This window comes from Sphingobium sp. B7D2B (assembly GCF_025961895.1).
GTDB lineage: Bacteria > Pseudomonadota > Alphaproteobacteria > Sphingomonadales > Sphingomonadaceae > Sphingobium.
The window spans coordinates 1249265-1274292 of the sequence record NZ_JAOQOM010000001.1 but is presented as its reverse complement, the minus strand read 5'-3'; the positions used below and the strand labels follow the sequence as shown (position 1 = coordinate 1274292).

The window sequence follows — 25028 nt, the reverse complement described above, 5'->3', positions numbered from 1 at the left end:
ATCGTCACCAGCCGCGCTCACTGACCGGGAAGACCGGGCCGAGCGGCGGGAATAAGACCCGTGAGGTGGTCGGGTTGACCACTCATTGTCCAATACCGCGATGGTCGCCGAGATAATTGCGCATTCGCGCCGATCCCATCGGGGTCAGGGTGATCGCATCGTCTTCCCCGACAGCAGGCCCGCCCGCTCCCGCCGACCCGGCGCGGACCAGACCTGCCTTGATCAGTGATGCAACCACCTCGTCTTGTGGATCGCCGCACAGATCCTGCACGCCGTTCAACGATGCCCGGGAGACCGTCCGCCCCTCGCTCTGGGCAAGGAACAGCGTCAGCATGGCCGCCATGGCGTCATCGGCCATCACCGGCTCTGGAAAGAGGGCACTGCGCTGGCCCATAAGGGCCTGCAAACGCCGCGCCCGCTCAATCACCGGGTCATCCGGCAGACAAGTGCGCGCATCGTCGTCCACGCCCGGTGGGCGCGGCTTATTGGCTGTATCGAACATCACGATCCGTCCTTGGGATATTCGCGGGGTTCACACTGAACCCGTGTCTCCTCGCCTATCCCTGCCTCAACATCATTCTCAAACGCGTGGCAGTCAGCGGCGGTCCGTCATGTCTTGAAGTCGATTGTCATCTGGTGCGACCCTGCAATTTTAGAAGCCTTTTTGGCTTTCTAAGGCAACATTATGTTATGCGAGCTTCACTTTGTGCGCCGTGATCACGGGAAGTCAACCGCTAAAGGACGGGTCGATGGAGCGATGCGATGGGGGCCCACCTCATCTGTCCCGTTTTGATTCGTTCCTGCCGGAATCAGCACCAAAACGGCACGCTTCGAGGATGTTGGACAGCGCCGGCAGCATTGCCGCGCGAAAGGCATAGCTCCGGCGGCCTGTCTCGATCGCCGATCCGGCGAGGCCTTTTTCGCTGAGCGCAGCCCGCAGCGTTGAGATGTGAACCTTGATCGCCGCACGCGACATCGCGCCGCGGTCCAGGAGCAACGCAAGTTCCTCGAGCGGGACCAGTCGGTCCGGTTCGGCAATCAGGCGCAGGAGCACGCGCGAACAGATATGGCCCCGCAGTCCCAAGGCCGCATTCAGATGGGCAACTGCCATCGGCTCGTTCGCGTGACTGAGCAGCCCAACCGGCAACGCGCCATTGGCAAAGGGCGTCGCACCGGCCCCTTCTGCAACCTCCTGCTCCATCTCAAGCAGATGGCGCGCGGCCTCGATGCGGTCTGCAGCTTCCTGAATCAGCCGGGCCGCACGATGACGGCGCGCCTGGCCGGATCGATCTGGCTCCGTCACCCCGCCGCTCCACGGTCAACGCGGACACGTCATTGGGCGGCCTGCGATAGCGCGGTGCGGCACCGGTCTTATGCCCTGCAAGGTGCCGGAGCGTGACATGGGTTCCTTCCTGTCGATCGAGCAGGAGACGCTAACCCAGTCCGCCCCCGGCATTCCATCAATTGCCTCCATTTCGGAGTCGAAAAGGCGCGGCGAGGTTAGCACCGCTGCCGGGCGCGCTTCGTCAGCCCGCGGCTCGCGCGGAGCCCTGCCCCTTTCGCCCTTTGGCTCCGCCACCAAGTGCCGATACGAGCGCGGCAAAGCATATTGCCGCCTAGATCAAGACAGCACGCCGCGCGCTACCGAGAGAGAGACGGGATGGGATGGAGAGGTGAGCCTTGCAATCTGAACAGCTTTTGAGCCTGCGCAACGTCCGCACGGTGCGCATCGGTGCCGGTCTTCTGCCGGCCTGCGCCGCCGATGTCGTCGCGTCCGGGGCCGCAAGCGCGCTGATCGTCTCCGGCAGCCCCCTGCGTGCGCTCAGCGAAGCACTCGCCTCCGAACTGACAAAAGCCGGCTGCGCCGCCACGATTTTCGATGCCATTGCCGGCGAGCCGACGTTCCCCGATTTCGAGGCTGCCATGGCGACGGCGCGCGAGAGCCAAGCCGGCTTCATCATCGGACTGGGCGGCGGCAGTGCGATGGATGTCGCCAAGCTGGTCGCCGCGCTGATGGATGGCGCGCAGGGCATCGATGACGTCATCGGCACAGGCCTCCTCCAAGGCCGCGCCATTCCGCTCGCCTGCATCCCGACCACCGCCGGCACCGGTAGCGAAGTCACCCCCATCGCCATTCTGGAAGACGTGGCGGCGGAACTGAAGAAGGGCGTGGTCAGCGATCATCTGGTGCCGGATTTCGCCTATCTGGATGCCGAACTCACCGTCTCAATGCCCCGCGCCGTCACCGCCGCGACCGGGCTGGATGCGCTTACGCATTGCATCGAGGCCTATGCCAACCGCTTTGCCCATCCCGTCGTCGACGCCTGGGCGCTCGAAGGCATCCGGCTGATCGCCGGCCATCTCGAACGCGCCTGCATGGACGGCACCGATCTGGCGGCGCGCGATGCCATGCTGCGTGCGGCGCATCTTGGCGGCATGTGCCTTGGCCCGGTCAATACCGCAGCAGTCCACGCCCTGGCCTATCCACTCGGCGGCGAGTTCCACATCCCGCATGGCGTCGCCAACTCGCTGCTGCTGCCGCATGTGCTGCGCTTCACCCTGCCTGCGGCCCCCGCTCGCTACGCTCAGGTCGCTGCCGCCCTTGGCGTGGCGCGGACCGGCGATGACGAGGCGGATGCGCTGGCCGGCATCGCGCAGATCGAGCGCCTTTCCGCCGCCATCGGCATCGAGCGACACTTGTCCGCCTTCGGCATCGGCGCCAACGCGGTGCCCAAGATGGCCGCCGCCGCCATGACCGTGCAACGGCTGCTCATCAGAAATCCGCGCGAGGTCACCGAATCCGATGCGCGCGCCATCTACGAAGCTGCGCTATAGGACCGACACCCCATGAAAGCCGACCTCTTCTCCTGGTATCGCGGCGCGGACCGCAAGACCCGCCGCGTGTTCTGGACCTGCAGCGCCGGCTGGGCGATGGATAGCGCGGATGGGCTGGTCTATCAGTATCTCATCCCGCTGCTCATCGTTGGTCTTGGCATCTCGCTGACCGAGGCCGGAACCATCGCCAGCGCCAATTATTTCGCGGCGGCGATCGGTGGCTGGATCGGCGGCTGGTTGTGCGACCGCTATGGCCGCGCCCGCATCCTGCAGCTCACTATCCTGTGGTTCTCCTTCTTCTCCTTCGCCTCCGGCTTTGCGCAGAATTTCGAGCAACTGCTCGTGCTGCGCGTGTTGCAAGGCATCGGCTTCGGCGCGGAATGGGCGGTCGGCGCGGTGCTGCTCGGCGAAATCGTCTCACCCAAGCATCGCGGCAAGGCGCTGGGCACGCTGCACAGCGGCGCGGCAGTCGGCTCCGGTCTCGCAGCCTTGATCGCCGGACCTTTCGCCTCCGCCTTCGATCCCGAGATCGGCTGGCGCCTCGCCTTCTTTGTCGGCATCATTCCGGCCGCCTTGATCTTCTTCATCCGGCGTGGGTCCGACGATTCTGATCTGTTCAAGCAGGCTCAGCAGCGTGCGCAGGAGACCGGACAGCGCACCAGCCTCACCAGCATCTTCCGGCCCAAGGTTGTCCGCATCACCATTTTGGCCTCGCTGCTGGCCGTCGGCGCGCAGGGCGCGGGCTATGCCGTGAGCAGCTACCTGACGGTATTCCTCGCCAATGAGCGCGGTATCGGCATCGCGATGGCCGGGCTGTGCGTGATGTTCAATAGCGTCGGCGGCTTCTTCGGCTTTCTGTTCAACGCCGCGATCAGCGACTTTGTCGGGCGCCGCAACGCCTTCCGGCTGTTCGGCCTCGGCTTCGTGATCTCCGCCGCCATCTATCTGTTCGGGCCATGGGGCGGGAATGTCTGGTTCCTCGTGCCGTTCGGCATCGTCTACGGCTTCTTCCAGTTCGGCATCTATGCAAGCTTCGGCCCCTATTTCACCGAATTGTTCCCGACCGAACTGCGCGGCACCGGACAGGCCTTTGCTTATAATTTCGGCCGTGCCGCGAGCGCTCTGTTCATCATGACCGTACCCTTGGTGGCCGCCATCATCCCGCTGGGCGCGGCGATGGCCATCGTCGGCATGGGGGGCATCCTGTGCGCCCTCATCGCAACGCTGATGCTGCCCGAGACCGCCGGCCGCGCGTTGCAGTCACTGGATGACTTCGGTCGGGACGAAGCCCCCCAACCCATTGAGGCAAAGGCAACCGCTCCATGAGCCAGCCCCCAATTGCGATCGTCATCGGCGGCAGCCGCGGCATCGGCGCCGCCATCGTCCAGCTGCTCGCGGCGTCCGGCTACCATGTCGTGTTCAGCTATGCGCGTGACGCAGCGGCGGCGCAGGCCGTCGCAGCGAGCGTCGCCAGTGCCGGCGGTCAGGCCCACGCGGTGCAGGCGGACAGCGCGCGGGAGGCCGATCTGATTGCCCTGTTCGACGAAGCGCAGGCGCTGGGGCCGATCGGCGCGCTCGTCTATTCCGCCGGGATCACCGGCCAGGCCTCTCCCCTGGCGGAGGTCTCGGCGGAAACCCTCGAGCGCGTAACGGCGGTCAATCTCACCGGCGCGATGTTGGCCGCGCGTGAAGCCGTGCGGCGCATGGCCCTCTCGCGCGGCGGCGCGGGCGGCGGCATCGTCTTCATTTCGTCGCGGGCGACCGCTTATGGCTCGGCCGGGGAATATGTCTGGTATGCGGCATCCAAGGGCGGGCTCGACAGCCTGATGACCGGACTGGCGCGGGAAGTCGGCGGCGATGGCATTCGCGTCAACTGCGTCTCCCCCGGCCCGGTCGCCACGGACATGCTGAGCGCCGAGCGGCTGGCCGCCGGCGCCGCCCGCGTGCCGATGCAGCGCGCGGCCCAGGCGGACGAGATCGCGCAGGCGGTCCGTTACCTGCTCTCGCCCGACGCCTCTTTTGTGAATGGCGCGAACCTCGCCGTTTCCGGCGGCGTGTGACGATGGGAAACTTGCAAAGCGCCTTGAAATGGTTGACCCTGAAGGAAAGCGGCCGGGACGCCTCGATAGAAGGACAGAGGGCACGCGGAGAGGATAAGCATGGAATCCTACAGCACTGAAGCCTTCCCCATATCGACGCGCGCGGCGGCATGGACAAAGCTCTATTCGCAGCAGCTCAATCGCGTGAACTTCACGCCCGCGGACCGGCACGAGTTTGCCGCGCGGCTCAGCCTCAGCCATTTCGGGCCGATCCAACTCGCCAGCATCGCGGCCAATCGCAGCCATATCGAGCGGACGCGCAACCACATCCGCCCCGGCGCGCCGCGCCTCTACTCCTTCCTCATGCAGGCGCGCGGCAACAGCGTGCTCGACCATTGCGGGCATCAGGCCCAGCTCGATCAGGGCGATTTCGTGCTGTGCGACAGCGCGGCACCGCACAGCTTCACGCTCGGCGACAATTCGATGATCATCATGCTGCGCGTGGATGCCGGCCTCATCAAGAAGCACCTGCCCACGCCCGAGCGCTTCTGCGGCCTCAAGCTCGATCATGAGGTGGGGCTGACCGCGGTGATGTCCGCGATGCTGGAGAACCTCAATACGCAGGTGCAGAGCGGCTTCCATTCCGATCATGACGGCCGCTTTGCTCGCCACGTGCTGGAAATGCTCTCCACGGCCTATGCGATGGGCTTTGACGAGCAGCCGGAAGGCTCGGCGGTGATGCTCGGCCGACAGAGCGAAGTCATTCGCTACATCGAGGACAATCTGCGCGACCCGGAACTGACGCCCGCACGCGTCGCCGAGGGGCTGCGCATCTCGCCGCGCTACCTGCGCACGCTCTTCGCCTCGCGCGGGGAGAAGGCGTCGAGCTACATCGTGCGGCGGCGGCTAGAAGAGTGCGGCAAGCAACTGCGCAACCCTGCCTGGGCCGGGCATACATTGACCGAGATCGCCTTCGCCTGGGGGTTCAACAGCGCGGCGCATTTCACCCGCACCTTCCACGAGCATTTCGGCATGGCGCCGCGCGATTACCGGCGGGCGGGCTCGAACTGACGAGCCGACCGGCGCCTTCCTGAGCAAGTCATCCTGCCCGCCCGGGCAAGCGGCGGCGCAACCTCTATGTCAGCCCGGTCTCCACGCCGACAGGCGAGACATGGAGGACGGAAGACGCAATGGTTGCCAGGGAAGTGCTTGATCTGAACCAGATATTGTCGCTGCAGCTGACCGAATATTGGCACGAGATCGATACCAACAAGGGGCGCAAGGCCTCGGATTATTATACCGAGGATGCCGTCTTCCACGGCCAGTTCGCCTCCTATAACGGCCGCGCGAAGATCCAGCAATTCTATGACTGGCGCGCCGAACGCGGCGAGCGGCTCGCGGTCCATGCCTTCACCAACTTCCGGGCATGGTTCACCGGGCCGGACAGCGCGGAAGCGACCAATTACCTGTTCCTCTATGCCGCCGATGGCGTGCGCCCCCTCCCCACCCATCCGCCGGTGACGATCTCGCTGGCGACCGACCGCTATGTTCGCGGCGCCGGCGGGCGCTGGCTGTGCACCTATCGCCGGTTCGAGCATTTGTTCGAAAGTGATACCCCGATCACAAATCCGAACCTGGACGATCAAGAAGCAAAGTGAGCAGGCCCATGAGCAGACAGCGCGGCGAACTCGACGAGAAGGATCTTCTGCTTTCCAAGGCCTATGTGGCCGGCAAATGGGTGGATGGCAGTGGCGACCCCATCGCCGTCGACGATCCCTATACGCTCGGGACCGTGGGACAGGTGCCGCGCGTCAGCGAAGCGCAAGTGTCTGAGGCCATCGACGCCGCGAACCGCGCCTTTCCGCTATGGGCACGACGGCCCGCCAAGGAGCGCGGCGCGATCCTGCGGCGTTGGTATGAGCTGGTCATCCAGCACAAGGAGGACTTCGCCCGGCTCATCACGCTGGAGAATGGCAAGGCGCTCAAGGAATCGCGCGCCGAGGTCGACTATGGCGCGGGCTTCCTGGAGTTCTACGCCGATGAGGCAACCCGCTCTTTGGGCGAGATCATCCCTGCCCCCGTGACTGGCCGCCGCCTGATGGTCGAGCGCGAGCCGATCGGCGTGTGCGTGGCGATCACGCCATGGAACTTTCCACTCGCCATGCTCACGCGCAAGGTCGGGCCGGCGCTGGCCGCCGGCTGCACCATGGTCGCCAAGCCGGCCGAGCTGACGCCGCTCACTGCTTTGGCCTTCGCCAAGCTGGGTGAAGAAGCGGGTGTCCCAGCGGGCGTGTTCAGCGTGGTCACCGGCAATTCCAAGACCATCGGCCCGGTGATGACCGGTTCGCCGATCGTCCGCAAACTCTCCTTCACCGGCTCGACCCCGGTGGGCGCAATGCTGGCGGAAGCCTGCGCCGCGACGATCAAGCGCCTCGGCCTCGAACTGGGCGGCAATGCGCCGCTGCTGATCTTCGATGATGCCGACCTCGACACCGCCGTCGAAACGGCGATGGTCGCCAAGTTCCGTAATGGCGGCCAGAGCTGCGTCGCGGCGAACCGCATCTATGTGCAGAACGGCATCCGCGACCGCTTCCTCGACGCTTTCGGCAGCAAGGTCGCGGCGATGAAGGCCGGCGACGGCTTTGAAGACGGCATCGATGTCGGCCCGATGATCGACGATCGCGCCATTGCCAAGATCGACGAGCATCGCGAGGATACGCTGCGCCATGGCGGACGTCTGATTGCCGGGGGCGCATCGCCGGGCGGGCGCATCGCGGTGCCGACGCTGATTGGCGACGTTGCCTCGGATGCGCTGCTGACTCGGGAGGAGACCTTTGGACCGCTGGCCGGCGTCATCGGCTTTGCCAGCGTGGAGGACGGCGTGCGGCTGGCGAACGACACGCCCTTTGGCCTCGCTGCCTATCTCTGCTCAAGCGATCCGGCGACGATTGCCCGCGTAGGGCGGGATCTGGAGAGCGGCATCGTCGGCATCAACACCGGCCTCATCTCGACGCCTTATGCGCCCTTTGGCGGCGTCAAGCAGTCGGGTCTCGGGCGTGAAGGCTCGCACCACGGCCTCGCCGAATATCAAAACCTCAAATATCTCTGTCACGCAGGACTTTAGACCCGCTTATGCGCAAACACGCCAAGGTCATCATCACATGCGCGCCGACCGGCTCCATCCACACACCCTCCATGTCGCCGCATCTGCCGGTGAGCGCGGACGAGATTGCGGAGGCCGCCATTGGCGCAGCGCAGGCAGGCGCGGCGATCCTGCACCTGCACGCGCGTAACCCGGCAGACGGCAGCCCCAGCCCCCGCGCGGCCGATTTCATGGCCTTTCTGCCGCGCATCCGGCAGGCGACGGACGCGGTGGTCAACATCTCCACTGGCGGCAGCGCCACCATGTCGCTTGATGACCGGCTGGAAGGCGCCAAGCAGGCCCGGCCCGAGCTGTGCTCGCTCAACATGGGGCCGCTGATCTTCGACTTTTCCGGCGCGGCCAAGCGGGTCACCCAGTGGCAGCACGACTGGGAGCAGCCCTATGTCGAAGGCGCGCGCGGGCGGATCATGTACAATGACAATGCCTATATCGAGCGCATCATGCTGGAAGTCGGCCGGGAATTCGGCACGCGCTTCGAGTTCGAATGCTATGACATCGGCCATCTCTACACGCTCGCTCATTTTGCCGACCGCGGCCTCATCGACCCGCCCTTCCTTATCCAGGGCGTGTTCGGCATCCTGGGCGGCATAGGCGCGGACCCGCGCAATCTCGCCCATATGGTGACCATGGCCGATAGTCTGTTCGGCGAGGATTATGTGTTCTCGGCCTTCGCGGCGGGCCGCCATCAACTCGGCTTCTGCACCCAGAGCGCGCTGCTCGGCGGCAATGTCCGCGTCGGGCTGGAAGACAGCCTGTTTATCGGCAAGGGCGAGCTCGCCACCTCCAACGCGCAGCAGGTGGAGCGCATCCGCCTCGTGATCGAAGCCCTGGGCCGCGAGATTGCAACGCCTGCCGAAGCCCGTGCGCTGCTGGGCCTCAAGGGCGGCGGCGCCGTCGGCTTCTGAGCCGAGGCTTCGGCCTCCCTTCAACGTCCATCGCTTTTGGGTGCCCGCCCGGCCGGAATGGCCGGGCGGGCATTTCGACAAAGGAAAGCCGGGCCTCCTTTCGGAAGCCCGGCTCGCATCTGCAGCGCTGGCGTCAGATCAGAATTTGACCCGCACGCCGGTCCGGAAACGCGCCCCGAACGTGTCGAAATAGACCGGGTTGGTCGGATAGTTGGAGCCACCCAGGCCACCACCACCCGGCGCAATCGGCGGCTTCTTGTCGAAGATATTGTCGATCGCGCCGAAGACCTCGATGCTGTTCCCACCATTTCCGACCGGAATGGCATAGGACATGGCGAGGCCGAAATAGCTCGCTCCCTTCACGCGGTTGGTGTTGATGCTGTTGCGCAGCGTCGGGTCGTAGCCTTCATCTTCCGGCCCCACCCGCTCGACATTGTAGATGCCTGAGCTGATCCGGCGCATGCTCACCGTGGCGTTGAACGGCCCGCTATCATAGCTCAGGAAAGCATTGACGATCCACGAGGGCGCGGGGTTGAAGTTGCCGCCGCTGCTCACCGGCCCGGTCTGCCCGGCATAATCGATCACCGGCGTCGTCGGATCGGCCTGCACCTTGAAGTCATATTGGTGGTTGGCCAGCACGCGCAGGTTGAGCGCCCCGCCCCAATCGGCCGAAAGGTCGGACAGGCGCAGCGTATAGTCGAACTCGAAATCGAGGCCGCGCACGGTCATGCTGCCAAGGTTCACCTGCCGGGCGTCGATGTACGAGATGTTGGTCGGCGAGACGAAGGTGATCCGATCGCAGAAGATGTCGAACTGATCGCAGAAATCGACGATCTGCTGGCCGCCGAGCCGGCTGACGGCATCCTCGATTGCGATCTGATACCAGTCGACCGACATGCGCAGGCCCGGAATGAAAACGGGCCGGAACACGATGCCCGCCGTTGTCGTATCCGCTTTTTCCGGCGTCAGCGCGAAGCTGCCGCCATTCAGGATCGGGGTCGGATCGTCATTGCCGACGCCCGCGATATTCGGATTGTCGACGATGCCCTGCGATGAGCCTTCCTCCGTTGCCACCTGCCGCTGGAACAGCTCGCGGAAGCCCGCAGCGCGGATATCGCGCGAGCGCGAGCCACGCAGGCGCACTCCGCCGCCGATTTCCCAGATGCCGCTGAGCTTGTAGCTCACCGCCTCGGTCGTCTTCTCCTCGCTGGTGAACGCATCCGACGCCTTGTTGCGCGTCCAGCGTACGGCGCCGTTGAGCTCCAGCGTCTCAAAGAACGGACGGTTCGCCAACAGCGGCACGCTCACTTCGCCGAAGGTTTCGAGCACCTCGATGGTGCCGCCATAATCCAGGCCAAAGGTGAAGGCATAGTCAGTGTAATTCGGAATATCGCCATGGGTCACATCGCCCTTTTCCTTGCGATATTCCACACCCGTGGCAGCGCCGACCGGCCCGGCGCCAAAGCCATCGAACAGCGAGCCGCTGATTGAGGCGGCAGCGACATGCTGGGTATAGAGGAAGTCCTCCACCACCGGGCGGTAGGCGTAGTCGATGGCCGCCTGGCTGAGATTATCGAGACCAAACAGGTTCATCGGTACGCAGCCCTGCGCGCGCGGATTGGGATTGGCCTTGAGCAGTTCCCGGCAGACGATCTGGTTGGTCGCCGGATTGACCACGGCGTCCAGCCCGTATTGGAACTCGGTGTTCACGCGCGAATAGCGGGCCGACTGATGCCGCTTGTTGCGGCCATATTGATAATAGACGTCCCAGTTCCAATCGCCACCGATCTCGCCGGTGACGCCCAACACCGCGCGCCAGACATCTGCGGTGACCGAGTTGAGCGCCGGGATCTGCGCATCAACATCCTTGCCTAGGCTGAACTGGGTGCCCGCTAGCAGCGTCTTGAGCGAAGCTGGCAGGAAGGCATTGTCCGGCTGCACGAAATAGGTCGAGCGTGGGCCGGCTGTCACGCCGCTGTTGGAGGCGGAGCGATGCGCGTAGGTGACTTCGGTATAGGCCTCGACCGTGTCCGACAGGTCGTATTTGCCGGAGAGGTAGCCGACGAATCGCTCGACCGGCGTCTGGATGTCGGAATCTGCATAGGTCGATTCGCCGTCACCGCCCTGGCGCGGCCCGGTCTGCGACGATTGGACGTATGTGCCGGGATCGAACTGCACGATGCCGGTGCCGTCGTCATTGAAGCGGATGTTGCGCGCCGCTGGCGCAGCGGGCGCACGGTTGCGGACGACGCCCCGCGCATCGTTGAACGCCTGCTTGGAATTGGGGCCGATGATGAAGTTGGGCAGACCATAGCCCGGCGTGCCGGGACGATCGAAGCCCGAGAGCGAGCCGTTGGCCAGCACATTGTTGGCATTCACGAAGACGTCGTAGCTTTCCGCACACCAGTCGCGCGAAAGCGAGCAATCGCCGATGCCGTCCTTCTTCTCATATTCGCCGCCGATGACGATATGGCCGCGGCTGCCGACGCGCGTGCCATAGACGAGCGAGCCATGATGGCCTTTCCCATCGCCCCGAAAGGTCTGGCCATAATCCACCTGCCCACGTAGCCCCTCAAGCTCGGTATCGAGGATGAGGTTGACGACACCGGCAATCGCATCCGACCCATAAGCCGCCGATGCACCGCCCGTCACCGTCTCCACGCGCTTGATCATCGCGGTGGGAATGAGGTTGAGATCAACCGCACCGCCATCCGATGTCGGCACGAAGCGACGGGAATTGACCAGCGTGAGCGTGCGCGTGCCGGAATCCGGGTTGAGCCCGCGCAGGTTCGCATAGGAAGCGCCGACATTCGCGCCCGCGGTGATGCCGGCGGTCGCGTCCGACTGGAACGCCGTGTTCTGCGGGATCAGCTCGACGATATCGCCGGCATTCACGATGCCCAGCTTCTCAGTCTGCTCGATGCCGAACACCGTCGCGGGCGTCGGCTCGTTAAAGGCATTGTTGCGGATGCGCGTGCCCGTGACGACGATCGAGGGCTCGCTCGCGCTTTCCGCGCCGCTGCCATTCTGCGCCTGAGCCGGCATCGACAGCGACGCCGCCGCCGGCAGTGCCGCCCACATCAAATGCGACGCGCCCCCGCGTCCTTTCACTTTCAAAGTCATTCGTACGGCCTCCCCCTTATGTATATTTTGCGCGCACGACCTTTGCCGGGCGCGATGTCATGCGGACCATCGCATTGCGCAACGGGCCGCTTCTTATCTCCAAGTGATCCAGCTTATGCCGAATTCGGCACAAACAGAGCCGGACGACGGCATCGTCCGGCTCTGATGTCATCGGTACGTTGCGGTGCTCTTACGCCCAGTTGAGCGCACGCTTGATCGTGCCGCCCAAAATCCACTCCTTGTCACTCTGCGAAATCTCATTGGTGTGGAGCAGGCTGTAGAGCGCGTCCGCATAGGGCTTCCAGTCCTTGCGGAGCGGGAAGCCGTTGGGACCCGGCGGCGTTTCCGTGCCCCAGCGCTGCCGGGTCATGTCGCTGGCCCACAGGCACCGTTCCGGGCCGAAGGCGTGCAGGATCTTGTGAATGTACGGCCAGATATCGTGATAGGGATAGGCCTCCTTGGAGATGATCGGCATCCCGCACAGCTTCACATAGACATTGGGATAGCGCGCCATGTCGAGCAGCTTGGGCAGGTTCGCCCAGCGGTCCTTGGGCGGCGCGATCATCGACTGGGTGACCCCGTAGTGATCGATGATGATATTCATGTCCGGGTGACGCTCGGCATAGATGGCGGCCTCGTGACCGAACTCATGGGCACCGACGAACATCGGGATCTTATACTTGGCCCCGTAAGCGAAATAGCGGTCGAACGCGCCCTGCTTGACCAGCGGACTGACCGCGATCTGCGCGCCCGGCTTACGCCAGACCTGCCCGTAATTGGTGAACAGCACGCGCGTGGCGAGCATCCCAGGCTTCTTCTTGAAAGCCGCCATCTGCTGCTCGAGATCGGGCGCCGCATGGTCGAACACTTCGACCGCTCCGAACCGGTCCGGATAGTAGCGCACCGCGGCTTCGTTAAAGGCCCGGCCCGCATAGATAATCGCCTTGTCGACGCCGACGCAATCGATCGCCTCGCGCGCCAGCTCGACGTTGATGAACTCTTCAAGCTGCGGCGTGATCGTCTCGCCTTCGGGCTTGGCGGCGCGCATACCGCCGCCGATATGGGGTTCGTGGATCTGACCGTCGATGATCTGCATGTACCTTGTTCCTCTCGCCTATGCTTGATGATCGGTGGCGAGCACGTGCCCGCCTTCCGATCAGAACCGCTTGTTCAGGGTGAGATACCACTCGCGCGGGGCGCCCGGCTGGCCGTTGATCTGCGGATAGCCGATGGCCTGGTAGATGAAGTAGTTGCGCCAGTAGAACTGCTTGAAGACGTTGGTGACGCCCGCTGCGATGGAGAAATCATACTCCTTGTTTGCGTAGGTCAGGCGGGCGTTAACCAGCGAATAGCCGTCCTGATTATACTCTACGCGGTCCGGGCTGTAGACTTGGCTGCCGGTGTAGAACCAGTCGACACGGGGCGTGACCGTGCCCTGCAGAGCCGGCGCATCCAACTCATACTGGATGCCGGCATTGGCCTTGAGCTCGGGGATCGCCACCGGGCGCCGGTTCTGGCCGGCCGGGCGGGCATCAAGATCGGCCGACGAGAATTTGTGGTAGCCGATCGAGCCGCCGACCGCCAAGCCCTCGACCGGACGGAAATCCAGCTCCAGCTCGAAGCCTTTCACCTTGCCCGGCGTGTTCTGGTAGAAGGTGCGACCGACGCAGGCATAGCCCGGGGTGCCGGCGTTGATCTCCGCTTGCGTCAACGGACGGCAGGTGGTGAATTCGGCATTGACCGGATTTGGAATCTCTATGAATCCGCCCGGCAAAGGCTGATCGTTCGCCCCGAGTTGATACTCCTGACCGGAGACGCTTGTCGGACGGGTCTTGTAGTCCGTATAGAAGGCCGCAGCGTTGATCCGCAGCATGCGGTCGAACAGATCGGTCTTCACGCCCAGTTCGTACGACTGGGTTTCATCGCCCGGATATTGCGCGACCTGGCTCGGCTGCAGCGGACGGGCATTGAAGCCCGGCAGCCGCGCGCCGGTGGCCACGGACGCGTAGATCATCGTGCGCTCGCTCAGCTTGTAATCCGCGCCGACCTTCCAGTCGAACCGCTCATCCTTGATGTCGAAGTTGAAGACGGTCTGGCCGGTGGGCGAGATGGTGAACTGCGTCGAGGTGGCCGTCGTGCCATCCAGCACGCTGCGATAATCGACACCCTTCTTGTCCTTGGAGAAACGCCCACCGAGCGTCAGGCCAAAGCGGTCACCAAAGGGCCGCAGCGTGGCGTTGGCGAACACTGCCTTGCTTTCCGGCGTGTAGCGGCTCCAAAGGTAACGCTGCGTATTGTTGAACGGCGACGTGCCCGAGAAGCGCTGTTCGCCATCCGCCCAGTAATAGAAGGCGCCGGCCACCCAGTCGACCCAGCCGGTCTTGCCGATCAGGCGGATTTCGCCGGTCCAGTCGTCCTGGAACACATCATTGCGATTGTTTTCCATGGCGACGGGCGAACCATCGACATCGAACCCGAACACGCCATCATAGCGGCGATAGCCGACGATGCCGACGACATCGATGCTGTCGCTGATCTCATATTCAATCCGCGCGTTGCCGCCCCAGTTGGTCTGCGGAACGTTGCTGGGGTGCGTGATACCGCCGCGGAAGGGCGAGCCACTGTAGAATGTGTTGCCGGGAATAGCGGTGCCAGCCGCGATCGGATCGGCAAAGGTCGCGAAGGTCGTGTAAGGGTCGCCGGTGATGAAGCGGCTATCATAAGCAAAGGTCGGGCCGCCCGGTGCCGTCCAGCGGTTGAACAGCGTCGAGACCGCGGAGCGGCCGGCTGCGACGGCCGGGTTAATGGCGACGACGCTATCCATGGCCGCCTCCGAATTGTCCTGGAGATAATCCAGCGCGGCGGTGATCTTGAGGCGCGGCATGGGCTCCCAGTAGATCTGGCCACGGATGGCCTGCACATCCTCACCACCCAGATGGCCGATGGTGCAATCCTTGGGCGGATTGATGTCGGAATTGTTGAGCAGGCCGGCATCCGCAGTCGGGAACAGACCGGCCAGCTGAGGCGTGCCCCGGCGGATCATTTCGCAGCGGAAATCGAGCTGCCGCTGGTAGCCAGTCATCTTCTTGACCAGACCGGAGACAGAGAGCGACATGGTCGATCCGAGCGGCAGATTGATACCGACGCGCATCTCGCGGCGGTCATAGCTGCCGACTGTGAACTCGCCATAGCCCGAAGCTTCGCCCAGCACCGGGCGGCGGGTAGTGAGGTTGACGGCGCCGGCCAGCGAGTTGCGGCCGAACAGCGTGCCTTGCGGGCCGCGCAGCACCTCTACCCGCTCCAGATCAAGCAGATCGAACATGGAGCCGAAGACCAGCGGATAATAGACATCGTCGATATAGAAGGCGACGCCCGCCTCGCCCGACAGATTGGTCTCGCTCGAGCCGATGCCACGGATGAAGGCGCTCATGCCGGGGCCGAATGCCGCCTGCGACTTCTCGAAGGAGACGTTGGGAACGACCCGCGACATTTCGGCGACGTTGGTCAGCCCCTGCTCCATCAGCGCGTCTGCCGGCAGCGCCGAGATCGCAATCGGCGTATCCTGCAGGTTGGTCGCGCGGCGGGTCGCCGTAACGACGATGTCCGCGATCCCGGTTCCACGCTCGGAAGCGCCGTCCGCCTCAGTGACCTGCGCATGGCCGGTCTGCGCTATACACAGCGCCAGCGCGGACGCTGAAAGCTTGCCGAAAGTCCTCTTCATCTCATCCCCTCCCGAATTGGTGCAGCCATGTCTGGCCTCGGGGGGAGCACTAGAGGGGCTCCATCATCCAATCTTGCCGGATGCGGCACTGAACGACGCCTTGCCCGGCATATGCCGTTTACGAACCCGCGTTCATCACGCGAACTGTTGCAGTTCCGGATAAGGCAGCGCCGGCCCCTCGCCGATGCGGAAGGTGCAGTGACCGGTATAGACCGCGGCATCGCCATGCGCGCGCACGGGCCGGCTCATGAGGTAACGGCCGTTGATCAGTCGGACGGTGCCGTTTTCATAGCGCGCCACGACGTCCTTCTGCGCGACCCGCACCTGCCGACCGGCGAACAGCGCCTCCAGCGCATCGGTATCATCATGGATGCCATCGGCATGGAGCACCGGCACTTCGGCTGCCTGAAGGGCGGCGGGCACCATGGCCGCGCCGACGATGGCGCCGCCGCTCGCACCGATGAAGCCGCGACGGGAAAGCTGGGTGTTGGGCATCATGGTCTCCAATCAGGAAAAATAGAGCTTGAGTGCAGTCCGGCAAATCTGGGCGCGCTGAGCGGGATCGGGCACCCAGCGGCGGTAGCTGGCCAGCACCTGCTCGTAGCCGATGCGGCGTTCGTAGCCGACGAAGGGCGCGTCACTGCCCCACAGCAGGCGATCGGTGCCGACGCGCGCCACCAGATGTTCCGCGACATGCTGGGCGAGGCTTTCGAGGTCGCCATCGGGATCGTCGCGCCAGGCTTCCGGCCCCGGCAGGCGGAAGCCGCCCGAGAGCTTGACCCAGGTATGTCCCTTGTCGACCGCATCGAGCATCGCGCGGAAGCCGACGCAATCGAGCGGCGCCTGCGGATCGGGATGGCCGAAATGGTCGATCACGATGTCGACCCCGCTTTCCACCAGCGCATCGAGCACCGGCGGCAGGTTCTGTCCCTCGATGGCGACATGGACATGCCAGCCAAGATCGCGGGCGCGGCGAAACAGCAGCCGATATTCGTCGCTGCGATAATCGGCATGATATTCGGCGCGGGCGAGCTGCAGCCGGATGCCGATGATGCCATCGTCGCGCATCCGCTCCAGCACGTAGAAATCCGTGCCCGGGGGAACGATCGCGGTACCGCGCAGCCTTTTATGCCGGCGCAGTTCGGAAATCAGATAGTCATTGTAGCTGCCCGAAATGCTGAGCGCCGAAATCACCGCGAAATGGATGCCATGCGCATCCATCCGCGCGAGCAGGTCATCCGCCGTAAAGGCATAGTCCGGCGTGATCCACGCGCCGCTGGTGACGGGCATGTCCGCCGAAAAGATGTGGGCATGGCAATCGATGATAGGATTGCGCACCGCGTCATCGGTCAAGGATGTCATCTCGTCCCCCTCCTCGACTGCATCATTGCGCGCGCGGATACTCATCCGCGTTCAGCACCCAGCCGGGCATGTCCGAGAAATCGGCACGCGGGGGCGAGAAGATATCGACCAGCACGTTACGACCGGGCGCGGACGGCGCGGAGGTGTGGATGACGCGGGGCGGAATGACGCACACCGACGGCGCGCCGCAGCGCTCATGCTCGTCGTCGCGCCAGTCATGCTGGTTGGCCGTCCATGGCCAGCGCAGATGGTGCATATAGTCGCCCTCCAGCGCCAGGGAGCACTGCTCGAAATCATCGTGATGATGCGGCGAGAGCTTGGTCACATCGCGCGGCCCCTGCGGCGGGAAGACGTTGACCATGAAGGTGGTGCATCGCCAGATCTTGCCAAAGCGCCCTGGCTCGTCCGGCACATCCAGACTGTAGCTGCGCAGCTTGAACCCGTCGACCGGATCGGGCCACGGCTGGAACGGCGGAATCTGCGGATGCGGCCCGGCATAGGCCTGCGGATTGACGACCCGCGCAAGCAGATCTTGCGCCTCCAGCGAAAACAGCCGGACGATCTGGCCAGCCGAGCGGACCGTGATGCGGCTATCGCCCGGCGGCACGAAGTTGATGCTGTTGCCGGCAATCTCGTGCGCCACGCCGTCGATCTCGATGGTCACTGCGCTCTGCGCATCCGGCAGCAGCAGGACATATTCGTCGACCTGACCGGATCGGTCGAACACCACGCCTTCTTCCGCCTGCGAGTAAGCGACGACGAAATTCTGCCCACGCGTGAGCCAGGTCTTGAGGCCGGGCGCCGTCTCCTGTGGGGCTTCTTCATAGAAGCGGGCGTAAGTGGAGGCCCCGAAGGCGCTGGCCGGCGCGGCTCCCCCGGCTGCGGCAGTCGAGAGGCGGGAACGGGGATCGTCGGATTCGTACATGAATTACTCCGTGGCGGCGGCGCGGCGGCCGTCCGACCAGTGCAGGAAGGTCTCGGGAGCGCGGCCGCTCACCGGATTGGCGAAATGGAAGCCCATTGGCGCGATGGCGGGATAAGGCGCGAAGGTGACGCCGCGCAGCGGGCCATCCGGCGGGTTCTTGGCGACATCCTCGGGCTTGGGGCGATAGCGTTCACTGGCGCCCGGCACGATCGCGGCCCAGCCGCCGGCATAATCGGCGAGCCAGACATAATCGAGATCCATGCCGTGAATGCGCCAGATGCCGTTCTCGACCACAGCCTGATTCTCGTAGATGCCCGAAATCCACGACCCCTGCCCCTTGGCGGCGCTGTTGAACTGGAACAAGCGCAGGCGGATATTGGCGCGCATCCCGTCTTCCGAAACGGTGACATAAGGCTGCGTCTTCTGGTGGATGGCCATGAACGCCGCCGAGCGCCCGGCATTGCCGTAGCGCCCGAACAGCGACCCCCGCACACGCTCCCGCCCGACATAGGTGCCGATATAGGAGAGCTCTTTCCAGCCGTCGGTGGCGAAGAGATCGGCCGTGTTGTCCCAGCGGAACTCGTCGATATAATAGCCATAGGCATCGGCGATGTTTTCCGCGCCATCGAAGGCGGCCGCGCGGGCGAGCAGTGTCGCTGCGTCTCCGGTGCCGGCAAAGGACGGCGCAGGCGCGAGCGCATCGGCGAAGCGCGCTGGTGCTGGTCGATGGCCGGGATAGGAGGCGTCGGCCAGTTGCGAGGGCCTGTCCGGTCGCGCCGCAGCCACGCCGGGCAAACCGGCCGCAAGCGGCGCCTGCCAGCCTTTTGCATAAGCCGCGCGCATCACCGGCACGCGGCGCAGCGCCGTGATACGCCAGCGGCCATCGTCTCCGCGCGCGCAGGTGAAATCCTGAATCGTCGCCGACCAATAGGTCTCACCGCCATGCTGACCGGTCATCCCGATCTCGATATTTCGCACCGTGGCGCTACGCCCGCCCGCATCCATCGTCACGACCGGCATGAGCTGGGGACGGTCGTTCAATTCCCCTGTCTTCAGCCCGGCCTCGCCGAACAGCCTGAGGGCGCGGCGGACCCCGGCCTGGCCCACAAACTGTCCCGTGCCGGCAATGTCGATCAGCGCATCTTCGGTGAACAGATCGATAATGTCGTCGTCCATCTTGCGGTCGAGGTAGAAGCCGAACGCAGCCTGGAGATTCTGCACCAGCCCCTGTGAGACCAGCAGATCGGCCTGCGCTGCGATCTCGCGGGTCGGCAGCGGGCTCGGTGCGGGACGCTTGGCGCCCCACGGATTACCGGCCTGATCCGGCGTATAATGAAACGGCACCATCGGCACGCTGGGCGCGACATGCGTCCAGCCCTTGTCATAGGGGCCGGCGAATTGCGGGTGATAGTGCATCCGTGCAATTGCCCAGCCACCCATGCCGCCAGCGTCGCCGGAGACCCGGACATAATCGATCACGTGAATGCCGCCGGCCCAGCCAGCCGACTGGCCGTTCACGCCCGTCATCGCCACCTCATGCCAGCGTCCGCGCGCAGACTGGCCGTCGGGCGCGAGGGTGATGACCGGGCTGAGGAACAGGCGCAGATTGAGATGCCCTGCCGGCAGTCCACGACTGTCGCCGCCCATCGTGCTGCGCAGATGCGCCTCGATGGGTGTGCGGCCTGTCACGGATTGCGTGCCGTCGGTCCACAGGCCGTCAGCGGCGAACAGGCGCGCCATGTCGGCCCACTGGCCGGCTTGCGCATAATGCGCCCAGACATGCTGGAGGCGTTTGATCTCGCGGATCGCGCGGACATCCGCGAGGCGCGCGGTCAGCTCCGCTGCGTCCCCGCCCGCCCCCGCTGAGGCCATCCGTGACGTTGCGCAGCCCGCCAGCAGCGTGGCCGCACTCCCGAGCAGGATCGCGCGTCGCGAGAGGATCATGCGCCCCGGCTCGCTCACGTCGTCGGCTCCAGCGCCAGCGCCTCTTCGTACACGCTACGGTCGATCAGCGTCGCAAGCTGCGCGCGCGACCGTGCCGGGCGCTTGTCACGCTCTGCCAGCCACTGTTCTTCCTCAGTCATGATATCGAGCAGGTCGGCAGGATAATCAGCGTTGAAGGCGTGGTGCTTCCAGGCCGTCTGCACTTCCTCCACCGAATGGCCGCCCCGCTCCACCACGAGGGCCTGCGCCGCCGCCGGGTCCTTGCGGAGCGCCGCTGCTGCATCGATCACCGCGCGGACGAAGCGGACGATCTTCTTGCGCTTGACCGGATCGGCGAGATTTTCCGCTGTGCTGTTGAGGTTGAACTGCTCGGCATAAACGCCATCGCCGCTGAACTCGATCAGGTCGTTACCCAAGGCGCGCGCGCTGTTCTCGCTCTCCGGCTCCCAGATGATCACGGCATCGACGCGCCGTTCGGCGAGCGCCTTGGTCATCTCGCTGAGCGGGCCGGGCGTACGGACGACCTCGATATCGTCATAGGACAGGCCAGCCTGGGCCAGCATTTTGTGAAAGAAATAGCCCGAGGACGTCTGCGGGATCGACGCGACGCGCTTGCCCTTGAGATCGGCCACGGTCGCGATCCCCGCCGATTTCCGCGCAACAACGCGATACTGCCCCTCGGTCACCTGCAGGATGATGCGCAGATTGGGATGCTTGACCGAGTAGCGCAGCGCCTGCGTTTCGGCATGCGTGGCGACATCCGCCACGCCTTCCTCGCCGAAGCCGGCAATGATCGGCTCTCCAACCAGATTGGGAATGCCGCCCATCTTCACCGTGGCAGCATCGGGATAGAAAGTCTTGGCCGCCAGGAGCACGGGCGCGATCTCGAAGGTCTGGATATTGCCGTACACGGCAATGGGGCCCGGCTTCCCCTCATCCCTGGCTGTGGCACTCGCGGGAAGAAGCGCGCCGGCCGCGAGCATGGCCGCCATTGCGAGAGTGTTCCTGATTGTGCGCACCGTCATCCCTCCTCAACACCGCAACCTGTTGGCCCGGCCCTATTCATTCACGCTAGGCGCCCACGCTGGCGGGCCGCAATTCAAATGCGCGTTGATGCCGCGCGAGGAAAAACTGGCTTCCGTCGAGGACAAATAGCGCAGGCTGGGCTGCGCCTCGCTCGCCTCAATCCAGCCCTCCCCGCACCGCCTGCACCGTTTGCGCCGCAGCGTGCGCGAAAATCATCGCATCATTGCTCACCATCACCAGTGAGAAGCCCATCGCCAGATACGGCGCGGCTTCCTGCGCGGCGCCGACGGCGACGCCAGACAGCAGACCCGCCTGCTTGGTCGCGGCGAGCATGCCGGCGGTGAGCGCCTCAACATCGGGATGCGCGGCCGATTTGCCGCTGGAGAGAAACAGGTCGCCATGGCCGATGAAAATGCCGCCCACATGCTCGACCGCCGCGAACTCGGCCGTCCGCTCCAGACTGGCCCAGTCCTCAAGCTGGATCATGCGCAGGCACTGCCCGTCGCCCCGCGCGACATAGTCCGGGATCGGCGCCAGGCCCCAGCGACCGGCGCGCGAAGTAAGGCCGAGACCGCGCTCCCCAGCCGGACTGAACACCATTTTGCGGCACACCGCGCGGGCATCTTCAGGGTCGGCGATGCGCGGTACCAGCAGGCCGTCCGCGCCAGCATCCAGCAGAGGCTGGATCGGCGATCCGCTATGATCTGGCAGTCGCACCAGCGCGGCCATGCCCATCGCCTGCGCAGCTGCGATCAGCGTGTAGGCCCGCTCGAGAGTGTGCGGGGCGTGCTCCATGTCGATCACTACGACATCGAAGCCGGCATGGCCGATCAGCTCCAGCGTCTCCAGCGACGGCAGCTTGACCCATGTTCCCAACAGGCCCCGGCCCTGCGCGGCCCGCTCCAGCGCATAGTCTACGAAATTCTCCACTGACCGCCCTGTTCGATCCACTGCACCGGTGCGCAAAAAGCCACTGTGCGCAGGCCGACGGCGGCCGCTTGTCTCGAACGGCTCGGAGACTTTGCAGAGCTGCAACGCCCGCTCGGACCGTGAACATGAAAAAAGCCCCGCATCGCTGCGGGGCTTCTCTCAATCTCGCTTTGAAGGCGATCAGTCGTCGTCGCGCTTCAGGAAGGCAGGCGCGAACTCGGGCGCCGGGCCGTCATCATCGCTGCGCTCGCGGCGGGGGCCGCGTTCGCCACGCTCGCCGCCACGGTCACCACCGCGATCCCGACGGGGACCACGGTCGCCACGGCCACCGCCGTCACGACGCGGACCACGGTCGCCGCGATCACCCCGGTCGCCACGGTCACCGCGCGGTTCGCGGGCAGGACGGGTGTCCTCCAGCTCCTCGCCGGTTTCCTGATCGACGACGCGCATGGAGAGGCGCACCTTGCCACGCGGATCGATCTCGAGGACCTTGACCTTGACTTCCTGGCCTTCCTTGAGGACGTCCGCCACCTTCTCGACCCGCTCGTTGCGGATTTCCGAGACGTGGACGAGGCCGTCCTTGCCGCCCATGAAGTTCACGAACGCGCCGAAGTCGACCAGATTGACGACCTTGCCGTTATAGACCTTGCCGACTTCCGCTTCCTCGACGATGCCCAGGATCCAGGCCTTGGCCGCCTCGATCTGGTTCACGTCGGACGAGCTGATCTTGATCAGCCCCTCATCGTCAATGTCGACCTTGGCGCCGGTCTCCGCGACGATCTCGCGAATGACTTTGCCGCCCGTGCCGATGACTTCACGGATCTTGCTCTTGTCGATCTGCAGCGTTTCGATGCGGGGGGCATGAGCCGAGAGTTCGGTGCGGACCTCGCCCAACGCCTTGCTCATCTCACCCAAAATGTGGGCTCGGCCGTCCTTGGCCTGACGCAGCGCGACCTCGAAGATCTCCTGCGTGATGCCGGCGACCTTGATGTCCATCTGCATCGTGGTGATGCCTTCGGAGGTACCGGCGACCTTGAAGTCCATGTCGCCGAGGTGATCCTCGTCACCCAGAATGTCGCTGAGGACCGCAAAGTCCTTGCCTTCCAGGATCAGGCCCATGGCGATGCCGGAGACCGGACGCTTCAGGGGCACGCCGGCATCCATCATCGAGAGCGAACCGCCGCAGACGGTCGCCATCGAGGAGGAACCGTTGGACTCGGTGATGTCCGAGAGCACGCGGATCGTGTACGGGAACTCGTCCTTGCTCGGCAGCACCGGGTGCAGCGCGCGCCAGGCGAGCTTGCCATGGCCGACTTCACGACGACCGGGCGCGCCGAAGCGGCCCACTTCACCGACCGAATAGGGCGGGAAGTTATAGTGCAGCATGAAGTTCTCGTAGGAAAGACCGGTCAGACCGTCGATCATCTGCTCGGAATCCTTGGTGCCGAGCGTGGTCGTGCAGATGGCCTGCGTCTCGCCGCGCGTGAACAGCGCCGAGCCGTGCGTGCGGGGCAGGAAGCCCACCATCGCCTCGATCGGGCGGATCTGCGTGGTCGTGCGACCGTCGATACGCTGACCGTCCTTGAGGATGGCGCCGCGAACGATTTCCGCTTCCAGCTTCTTCATGAGCTTGTTGGCGACCATCTGGGTCTGCGCGCCCTCAGCCGCGAACGCTTCCTTCGCCTTGGCGCGGGCTTCGTTCAGGGCACCGGAGCGGGCCGACTTGTCGGTCAGCTTGTAGGCGGCGGCAATGTCCTTGCCGATCAGCTTCTTGAGCTTGGCCTTCATGTCCGCCGTATTGTCGGAGAGGTCGATCTCCCATGGCGACTTGGCGGCCTTCTCGGCGAGCTGGATGATCGCATCGACGACCTTGCGCGAAGCATCATGCGCGAACATGACGGCGCCGAGCATGACGTCTTCGGAGAGCTCCTTGGCTTCCGATTCCACCATCATCACGGCCGTGTCGGTCGCGGCGACGACGAGATCCAGCTCACCGGTCTTTACTTCATCGAGGCTCGGGTTGAGCTGGTACTCGCCATCCTTGTAGCCGACGCGCGCGGCGCCGATCGGCCCCATGAACGGCACGCCGGAAATGGTGAGCGCAGCGGAAGCCGCAATCATCGCCACGATATCGGGCTCAGTCTCGCCATCGAAGGAAAGAACCTGCGCGATCACGTTGATCTCGTTGTAGAACCCTTCCGGGAACAGCGGACGCACCGGGCGATCGATCAGGCGGGAGACCAAGGTCTCCTTTTCCGTCGCGCCACGCTCGCGCTTGAAGAAGCCGCCCGGAATACGCCCGGCGGCCGAGAATTTCTCCTGATAGTGAACGGTGAGCGGGAAGAAGTCCTGCCCTTCCTTCACCGACTTGGCGGCGGTGACAGCGCACAGCACAACCGTTTCGCCATAGGTCGCGAGCACCGCGCCATCGGCCTGACGGGCAATACGGCCCGTTTCGAGCTTGAGGGTCTTTCCGCCCAGCTCGATTTCTACTGTCTTCACATCAAACATTGGTTTTCCTTCCACCCACCGGCCCTATTGCGCGGCGGGGCTGCAGTGCGGGCTAAGCCGGCCCGCGGCGGTTCGGGACTAGTCTTGCGTCCCACAAAGAGGTTGGCCGAAGTGCCATCCCCTCCTCGTCACTCCCGCCAAAGCGGGAGTCCAGTTCTGTCATCTCAGCCTTGGACGGCGCTCCCGCGCCTGTCTCGTGCTGGATCCCCGCCTGCGCGGGGATGACGCAATACGTAAACGGCCCGCCGAAGCGGGCCGAACGATTGGGTCACTTGCGAAGGCCGAGCTTCGCGATGAGAGCGGTATAGCGCCCCGCATCCTTCTTCTTGAGATAGTCGAGCAGCGAACGACGCTTGTTGACCATCATCAGCAGGCCGCGGCGGCTGTGATTATCCTTGTGGTGGCCCTTGAAGTGCTCGGTGAGGTTGGAAATGCGCTCCGTGAGGATCGCAACCTGCACTTCCGGCGAACCGGTATCGCCCTCTTGCTGGGCATTGTCCTTGATCAGTTCCGCCTTGCGTTCAGCCGTAATCGACATCGTCAT

Annotated in this window: 20 protein-coding genes; 7 read left to right on the top strand and 13 right to left on the bottom strand. The window is 64.6% G+C overall.

All coding sequences use genetic code 11. The features are described 5' to 3' along the window. Positions 1-82: 82 nt before the first annotated feature. Both M2341_RS05720 and M2341_RS05715 read right to left on the bottom strand, forming a co-directional pair. Entirely contained in the window at positions 83-502 is a 420-nt protein-coding gene (locus M2341_RS05720; RefSeq protein WP_264584561.1) for a hypothetical protein, read from the bottom strand. A gap of 273 nt (positions 503-775) precedes the next feature. Next, on the bottom strand, positions 776-1303 hold the full coding sequence (locus M2341_RS05715) for a helix-turn-helix domain-containing protein (protein WP_264584560.1): 528 nt from the start codon (positions 1301-1303) through the stop codon (positions 776-778). A 377-nt stretch (positions 1304-1680) separates the two neighbouring features. Between M2341_RS05715 and M2341_RS05710 the strand changes: the two genes are divergently transcribed. The 7 genes from M2341_RS05710 (at position 1681) to M2341_RS05680 (ending at position 8942) form a co-directional block, all read left to right on the top strand. Further along, a complete protein-coding gene (locus M2341_RS05710; protein ID WP_264584559.1) occupies positions 1681-2835 on the top strand; it encodes an iron-containing alcohol dehydrogenase in 1155 nt (384 codons plus the stop codon). Positions 2836-2847: 12 nt separating this feature from the next. Beyond that, positions 2848-4161, top strand: a complete 1314-nt coding sequence (locus M2341_RS05705; protein WP_264574711.1) for an MFS transporter — start codon at positions 2848-2850, stop codon at positions 4159-4161. Continuing rightward, entirely contained in the window at positions 4158-4895 is a 738-nt protein-coding gene (locus M2341_RS05700) for an SDR family NAD(P)-dependent oxidoreductase (RefSeq protein ID WP_264584558.1), read from the top strand. The genes M2341_RS05705 and M2341_RS05700 overlap by 4 nt, the downstream gene beginning before the upstream one ends. Positions 4896-4994: 99 nt before the next feature. Next, the gene (locus tag M2341_RS05695; protein WP_181559011.1) at positions 4995-5945 is read left to right on the top strand and encodes a helix-turn-helix domain-containing protein; all 951 of its coding nucleotides are present in this window, start codon (positions 4995-4997) and stop codon (positions 5943-5945) included. A gap of 119 nt (positions 5946-6064) precedes the next feature. Beyond that, complete coding sequence (locus M2341_RS05690) at positions 6065-6532, top strand: nuclear transport factor 2 family protein (RefSeq protein ID WP_264574709.1); 468 nt, start codon at positions 6065-6067, stop codon at positions 6530-6532. Positions 6533-6540: 8 nt separating this feature from the next. Then, positions 6541-7998 (top strand): NAD-dependent succinate-semialdehyde dehydrogenase, encoded by a 1458-nt coding sequence (locus M2341_RS05685; protein ID WP_264584557.1) that lies wholly within the window; start codon positions 6541-6543, stop codon positions 7996-7998. Positions 7999-8006: 8 nt separating this feature from the next. After that, complete coding sequence (locus M2341_RS05680; RefSeq protein WP_264584556.1) at positions 8007-8942, top strand: 3-keto-5-aminohexanoate cleavage protein; 936 nt, start codon at positions 8007-8009, stop codon at positions 8940-8942. A gap of 138 nt (positions 8943-9080) precedes the next feature. Here the strand turns inward: M2341_RS05680 and M2341_RS05675 are convergent, their stop codons facing one another. From M2341_RS05675 to rpsO, 11 genes are all read right to left on the bottom strand, one after another. After that, a complete protein-coding gene (locus M2341_RS05675; RefSeq protein ID WP_264584555.1) occupies positions 9081-12065 on the bottom strand; it encodes a TonB-dependent receptor plug domain-containing protein in 2985 nt (994 codons plus the stop codon). A gap of 190 nt (positions 12066-12255) precedes the next feature. Further along, a complete protein-coding gene (locus tag M2341_RS05670) occupies positions 12256-13161 on the bottom strand; it encodes an amidohydrolase family protein (protein WP_264584554.1) in 906 nt (301 codons plus the stop codon). Positions 13162-13221: 60 nt separating this feature from the next. Further along, positions 13222-15786, bottom strand: coding sequence for a TonB-dependent receptor (locus M2341_RS05665; RefSeq protein WP_264584553.1), 2565 nt, complete (start codon positions 15784-15786; stop codon positions 13222-13224). Positions 15787-15921: 135 nt separating this feature from the next. After that, positions 15922-16284, bottom strand: a complete 363-nt coding sequence (locus M2341_RS05660) for a twin-arginine translocation signal domain-containing protein (RefSeq protein WP_264584552.1) — start codon at positions 16282-16284, stop codon at positions 15922-15924. A 9-nt stretch (positions 16285-16293) separates the two neighbouring features. Next, the gene (locus M2341_RS05655; RefSeq protein WP_264574702.1) at positions 16294-17148 is read right to left on the bottom strand and encodes an amidohydrolase family protein; all 855 of its coding nucleotides are present in this window, start codon (positions 17146-17148) and stop codon (positions 16294-16296) included. 22 nt (positions 17149-17170) lie between these two features. Next, positions 17171-18073 carry a hypothetical protein gene (locus M2341_RS05650; RefSeq protein ID WP_264584551.1) on the bottom strand — a complete coding sequence of 301 codons (903 nt, stop codon included), beginning with the start codon at positions 18071-18073 and terminating at the stop codon, positions 17171-17173. Between the two features lie 3 nt (positions 18074-18076). Beyond that, positions 18077-20035: a nuclear transport factor 2 family protein gene (locus M2341_RS05645; RefSeq protein ID WP_264584550.1), complete on the bottom strand. Its 1959-nt coding sequence runs from the start codon at positions 20033-20035 to the stop codon at positions 18077-18079. Beyond that, positions 20032-21009 (bottom strand): ABC transporter substrate-binding protein, encoded by a 978-nt coding sequence (locus M2341_RS05640; protein ID WP_264584549.1) that lies wholly within the window; start codon positions 21007-21009, stop codon positions 20032-20034. Before M2341_RS05640 ends, M2341_RS05645 begins: the two co-directional genes overlap by 4 nt. 190 nt (positions 21010-21199) lie before the next feature. Further along, complete coding sequence (locus tag M2341_RS05635) at positions 21200-21973, bottom strand: HpcH/HpaI aldolase family protein (RefSeq protein ID WP_264584548.1); 774 nt, start codon at positions 21971-21973, stop codon at positions 21200-21202. 180 nt (positions 21974-22153) lie between these two features. After that, the gene (gene pnp / locus M2341_RS05630; protein ID WP_181558999.1) at positions 22154-24484 is read right to left on the bottom strand and encodes a polyribonucleotide nucleotidyltransferase; all 2331 of its coding nucleotides are present in this window, start codon (positions 24482-24484) and stop codon (positions 22154-22156) included. Between the two features lie 268 nt (positions 24485-24752). Next, entirely contained in the window at positions 24753-25022 is a 270-nt protein-coding gene (gene rpsO / locus M2341_RS05625) for a 30S ribosomal protein S15 (protein ID WP_181558998.1), read from the bottom strand. Positions 25023-25028 lie beyond the last annotated feature (6 nt).